The following is a 5,678-nucleotide window of genomic DNA, read 5'->3' as shown; positions in this document are numbered from 1 at the left end:
CGAGGTTACTCCGCGTCTCGTGGGCTCGGAGATATGTATAAGAGACAGGGGCAGGGCTGTTCCTGGTCGCTGCCGACGAACCTGATGACGTAGCGGGATCGGCTGAGGGCCGGCGGATGCCGGTGATTCATCTGCGTCATCAGGTTCGTAGCGCAGGTGGGTGCCTTGTCCGGCCGGCTCCGGGAACCGGGCCCACCACGAGCGACGCGACCATCGAGCGACGCCGGGATCGCCCGAGCCGGCGGGCGCGGGCGTGCCGTCAGGGCCGCATCTCGTACGTCCCGGCGAGGGCGGCCACCCGCTGCCAGACCCGGGCGGTGCGCTCAGCGTCGCGCACCGGGCGTCGGACGTGGGCCAGCGCCCAGGCGGCCTGCTCCTCCGTGGTGGCCGCCTTGCCGTGCAGCTCGGTGGCGTGGGCGGAGAAGTCGCGGACCAGCAGGTCGAAGATCTCGTCCAGCACGTCGCCGTCCAGCCCGGTCAGCTCCGCCTGCTCCAGGATGAGGTGGCCGTAGACGACCAGGGCGAAGAGCTGGCCGAGGGCGAGCAGGAAGTCCAGGTCCCGCTGCTGTGCCTCGTCCGGGGCGTGCGCGGCGAGCAACGCGCAGAGCCCGTCGGCCTGCTCCCGGAACCGGGCCACGTTCGGCACCGCGGCGTGCGCGTCGTACGCGGCGCGCCAGTCGTGGAAGCGGATCGCGCCGAGGCCGCGGGCCGGGCCCTGCCGGAACAGGAACTCGTCGTCCGTCGGGTCGTGCCGGGTGGGCACCGGGGGAAACTCCGCCGGCTGGAACAGGTAGTTCGCCATGAACTTGAGGATCAGCGCCAGGTTGACGTGCACCGTCCCCTCCAGCTTCGGCAGGCCCCGGATGTCCCTGGCGGCCTTGTCGAAGTAGGTGTCCGCCTCGAAGCCCTTCGCGGCGATCACGTCCCAGAGCAGGTCGATGACCTTCTCGCCCTCGGTGGTGACCTTCATCTTGGTCATCGGGTTGAACAGCAGGTAGCGCCGGTCGTCGGGGCCGGCCGAGCGGAAGTAGTCGACCGCCCGGTCGCTGAACAGCTTCATCGCGACCAGGCGGGCGTACGCGTCGGTCAGCTCGCGGCGGACGTGCGGGAAGTCGGTCACCGGGCGGCCGTACAGGACCCGGTTGTGGGCGTGGGTGACCGCCTCGTACATGGCGTGCTCGCAGATGCCGATGGAGGCGGTGCAGAGGTTGAACTTGCCGACGTTGACGGTGTTCAGCGCGGCGTCGAAGGCGGCCCGGCCGGTGTGCAGCAGGTCCTCGGCGCGGACCGGGTAGTCGTCCAGCCGGAACTCGCTGACGTACATCTGCGCGTTCACCACGTTGCGGACCAGCCGGTACGCGGGGGGCCGGCTGTCGGCGGCGAAGAAGACGTACCCGTCGGGACCCTCGACGTCGGCCCGGCGGCCGAAGACGGAGACCAGCCCGGCGACGTTGCCGTTGCCGATGTAGTACTTGCCGCCGGTGGCCCGGAAGCCGCCCGCGCCGTCGGGGGTGAGCACCATGTCGGTGGAGTAGATGTCGGCGCCGTGCGGGCGCTCGGAGAGCCCGAAGGCCATCACGTGGCCCTCGTCGAGCAGTTGGGCCGCACGGGCCCGGGCGGCGGCGTTGCCGCTCTGCCAGACCGGGCCGAGGCCGAGGACCGTGACCTGCCAGGTGTACCAGTAGCCGAGCCCGTAGAAGCCGAGGATCTCGCTCAGCGCCGCGTTGCGCGCGGTGTCCCAGCGCTTGTCCGGGTGGCCGTCGCCGTCCGCCGCCGGGGTGAGGAAGGTGGCGAAGAGCCCCTCCTTGGCGGCGAAGTCGAGGAAGTCGCCGTACCAGTCGCGCCGGTTGTAGCCGTCCACGAGCGCCCGCTTGCCGCGAGACTCGAACCAGTCGACGGTGGCCCGCAGCAGCCGGCGGGAGGGCTCGTCGAGGTGGGTGGGGTCGTAGCTGTGCGGGTTGAGCAGCAGCGGGTCGGTCACGGGGTCGCCTTCCTGGTCGGGGGGTCGAGGTCGCGGAGGGTGGCCAGGACGTCGTCGAGCCAGGCCAGCACCATCCGCTCGTACGCGATGCCGCCGCGCAGCACGACGTGCTGGAGCGACTCGCGGGCGTCCAGCGCGTCGGGGTCCGGGAAGTCGCGGCGCTCGCCGGCCAGGTAGCCGGCGAGGGTGGCCTCGTGGTCGGCGCGGTACCGCTCGACCTCGGTGGCCAGCGCGGCGCGGCCGGCGGGGTCGTCGAACGCGGCGCCGCGGATCTTGACGGCCAGCTCGTGCCGGACCGCCTCGGGTTGTACCGGGGCGCGCAGCCAGGTGACCAGCGCGGCCCGGCCGGCCGGCGTGGCCGACCAGACCTTCTTGTCGGGCAGTCCTTCCTGGCCGACCTCCTCGCCCGCGATCCAGTCGTCCGCCGCCATCCGCTTGAGCACCCGGTAGATCTGCTGGTGGGTGGCGGTCCAGAAGCGGCCGATCGAGCGGTCGAAGCGGCGGGCCAGCTCGTACCCGGAGGCGGGCTGCTCCAGCAGCGAGACCAGGATGGCGTGCTCCAGCGACATGCCAGCATCTTGCTATGCAACTCGTTGCATAGCAAGGCCGGGTTCAGATGATGAAGTGCGTCCAGTAGGTCAGCCAGACCACGAAGAGCGCTCCCTGGAGCAGCGCCAGCGCGGCGGTCAGCCAGGTGTCGAGGGTGGCCCGGCGGGCCCACCGGGCCAGCACCAGGCCGACCGGGAACGCGGCGAGCAGGTAGCGCAGCAGGCTCTTGTGCACCGGCGGGCCCATCGACAGCGGCACCAGCACCACGATCGCCGTGTAGACCAGGTACGGCAGCTCGGCCCAGCGCAGCCCGGCCACGACGACCACCAGGACGGCCACGGCGCACCAGACCCGCAGGGCGTCGGCGCTGTTGTCCCCGGTCAGCGCCGCGTAGGCCACCCGGAACGGGTTCTGCACGCTGATCCCCCAGCCCTTCTCCTGGGCGTGCTTGTACGCGTACCAATCGCCGGACTGCCAGCGGCAGAACGCCATGAAGGTCAGCCAGCCGGCCGGTACGAGCAGCAGCGGCCAGCCCCGCCGCAGGTACCGCCCCAGCGTGCGGGGGTCCAGCCGGTATCCGTGCTGGCGCAGCAGGACCAGCGCGAGGGGAACCACCACCAGGAAGCCGACCGAGCGGCTCAGCGCCAGGAGGTAGCCGACGATCCCCACCAGCAGCCAGCGGCGCCGCTCGGCGTACCAGAAGGCGGCCAGCGCGAGGCAGAGGAAGAGCGACTCGGTCAGCGCCGCCTGGAACAGGAAGGCGGTCGGCAGGAGCAGCAGGTAGCGGACGAAGCGCCGACCCGCCGCCGGGTCGTCGCCGCCCGCCGCGCCATCCGCCGGTCCGCCCGCCGAGCCGGACCCGAGCAGGCGGGCGCCGAGCTGGTGGGCGTAGTAGAGCTGGAAGATCAGGGCGAGGTTGCTGACCAGCAGCAGGGCCCACGCGGTGTGCCCACCCAGCAGCGGCGCGAGCGGGCGGGCCAGGAACGGATACAGCAGCGGGAAGCCGAAGTCCCGCCAGGGCCGGTCGAGCGGGAGCTGGGCCAGGTGGTCGTAGAGGAACGAGTCCCAGGCGAACCAGAGCGAGATCCACCGGTACGGCGAGACGGCGTCCTGCTGGACGCGCATCATCACCTCGTCGGCGGGCGGCGCGCCGGGCACGCCGTCCCAGGCGCTCAACGCGATCACGCCGACCAGGCTGAGCACGACCTTCGAACCGACGAAGACCGCCAGCACGAACCCCCACGGGGCGGGCACCCGGGCGGCGAGCCCGGACAACCTCCGGCCGGTGCGACGCAGCCGGCCCTCCGCTTCCGGCCGGTCCATGGCGGGCGCGTCGGCCGCGCCGGCCCGCCGCCCGTCCACCATCCGTCCCCCACGCGTCGCCCCCGCCCGCGACCGCCCGGGGCCGCGAACCGTCGCCCGGCATCCCCGTTTCACGGCCGTTGACACCTGCCCGGCAGTGATCGTCTGGCGCGGCGGGCCGCGGGGCGGCTGGCTGGCCGGGGACCGGCGAGATTCGCGCCGCACCGGAAGGTGAAATCGGGGGCAGGCCGGGTAACCGCGCTGCCGCAACTGACCGGACGGCGGCGGAGGGCTCGGACAGCATGGGCGAGAAGAACGGCACCGTCGTGATCGGCGCCGGACCGGCGGGGCTGACCGCGGCGTACGAGCTGCTCCGGCACGGCGAGCCGGTCCGGGTCTTCGAGGCCGACGACGTGGTCGGCGGGATCAGCCGCACCGTGGAGCGGGACGGCTGGCGTTTCGACATCGGCGGGCACCGGTTCTTCACCAAGGTGTCCCGGGTCGAGGACTTCTGGCACGAGATCCTGCCCGACGAGGACTTCCTGCTCCGGCCGAGGATGAGCCGGATCTACTACCGGGGCGCGCTCTACGACTACCCGCTCAACGCCGCCAACGCGCTGCGCAACCTGGGCATCGTCGAGGCGTTGCGCTGCGTCGGCTCGTACGGGCGGGCCCGGCTGCGGCCACCGAAGGACCAGTCGCACTTCGAGGGCTGGGTGTCGGCCCGGTTCGGCTGGCGGCTCTACTCGAAGTTCTTCAAGACGTACACCGAGAAGGTCTGGGGGATGCCGGCCGACCAGTTGCAGGCCGACTGGGCCGCGCAGCGGATCAAGAACCTGTCGTTGTCCAAGGCGGTGCTCAACGCCCTGCTACCGAGGCGCAACCGCAAGGACGTGACCAGCCTGATCGAGGAGTTCCAGTACCCGAAGTTCGGGCCCGGGATGATGTGGGAGCGCTGCACCGAGCAGGTGGAGAAGCGGGGCGGCTCGGTGCGTACCGGAACCCCGGTGACGGCCGTGCACCGCGACCCGGCGGCGCGGCGCGCCACCGGCGTGACGGTGGCCGACGCGGCCGGGGAACGGACCGAGCCGGCCGACCATGTGATCTCGTCCATGCCGATCTCCGCGCTGGTCCACGCGCTGTGCCCGGCCGCCCCGCCCGAGGTGCGCGCCGCGGCCGACGACCTGCGCTACCGGGACTTCCTGACCGTCGCGCTGGTCGTGCCCGAGGAGTTCTCGTTCCCGGACAACTGGATCTACGTGCACGACCCGGCGGCGAAGGTGGGACGGATCCAGAACTTCGGCTGCTGGTCGCCGTACCTGGTCAAGGACGGGCGCACCTGCCTGGGGCTGGAGTACTTCGTCTTCGAGGACGACGAGATGTGGCGTACCCCCGACGAGGATCTGGTCGCCCTCGCCACCGCGGAGCTGGAGCGGCTCGGCCTGGTCCGGCCCGGCTGCGTGGAGGCCGGCCACGTCGTCCGGATGCCGAAGGCCTACCCGGTGTACGACGAGCGGTACCAGCACAACGTGGACGTGATCCGGGACTGGCTGGCCCGCGAGGTGCCGAACGTGCACCCGGTCGGGCGCAACGGCATGCACCGCTACAACAACCAGGACCACTCGATGCTGACGGCGATGCTGACCGCCGAGAACATCGCCCACGGCGCCGGGCACGACGTCTGGACGGTCAACGTGGAGCAGGACTACCACGAGCAGAAGACGTCCTCCCCGACCGGCGGCGGGCGGCACGGCACCGGACGGGACGCGCCGATCGTGCCCGCCCACCCCGACGGGCTCCGACGGGTGGCCACGCCTGTCTCCTATACACATCTGACGCTGCCGAC

General features: G+C 71.9%; 4 protein-coding genes. 1 reads left to right on the top strand and 3 read right to left on the bottom strand.

The genetic code is table 11. From position 1 onward, the window contains the following. Positions 1-259: 259 nt before the first annotated feature. The 3 genes from DKT69_RS32605 to DKT69_RS32595 are packed head-to-tail and all read right to left on the bottom strand — an operon-like array spanning position 260 to position 3,895. The gene (locus DKT69_RS32605) at positions 260-1,981 is read right to left on the bottom strand and encodes an acyl-CoA dehydrogenase family protein (RefSeq protein ID WP_109805263.1); all 1,722 of its coding nucleotides are present in this window, start codon (positions 1,979-1,981) and stop codon (positions 260-262) included. After that, positions 1,978-2,550, bottom strand: a complete 573-nt coding sequence (locus DKT69_RS32600; protein WP_109805262.1) for a PadR family transcriptional regulator — start codon at positions 2,548-2,550, stop codon at positions 1,978-1,980. Before DKT69_RS32600 ends, DKT69_RS32605 begins: the two co-directional genes overlap by 4 nt. A gap of 43 nt (positions 2,551-2,593) precedes the next feature. Further along, positions 2,594-3,895: a hypothetical protein gene (locus DKT69_RS32595; RefSeq protein WP_236648496.1), complete on the bottom strand. Its 1,302-nt coding sequence runs from the start codon at positions 3,893-3,895 to the stop codon at positions 2,594-2,596. 239 nt (positions 3,896-4,134) lie between these two features. Here DKT69_RS32595 and DKT69_RS41655 point away from each other — a divergent pair. Further along, positions 4,135-5,678: NAD(P)/FAD-dependent oxidoreductase (locus DKT69_RS41655; RefSeq protein WP_109805261.1), on the top strand; the 1,544-nt coding region annotated here is incomplete at its 3' end.

Source organism: Micromonospora sicca, from assembly GCF_003172935.1.
Taxonomy (GTDB): domain Bacteria; phylum Actinomycetota; class Actinomycetes; order Mycobacteriales; family Micromonosporaceae; genus Micromonospora; species Micromonospora sicca.
Note: the sequence above shows the minus strand (reverse complement) of the source record. Positions and strands in the feature narration are given on the sequence as shown.

Bases quoted from the DNA above. Each gene is read 5' to 3' on its own strand.
- DKT69_RS32600 (WP_109805262.1), bottom strand. From the start codon at position 2,550: ATGTCGCTGGAGCACGCCATCCTGGTCTCGCTGCTGGAGCAGCCCGCC.
- DKT69_RS32595 (WP_236648496.1), bottom strand. From the start codon at position 3,895: ATGGTGGACGGGCGGCGGGCCGGCGCGGCCGACGCGCCCGCCATGGAC.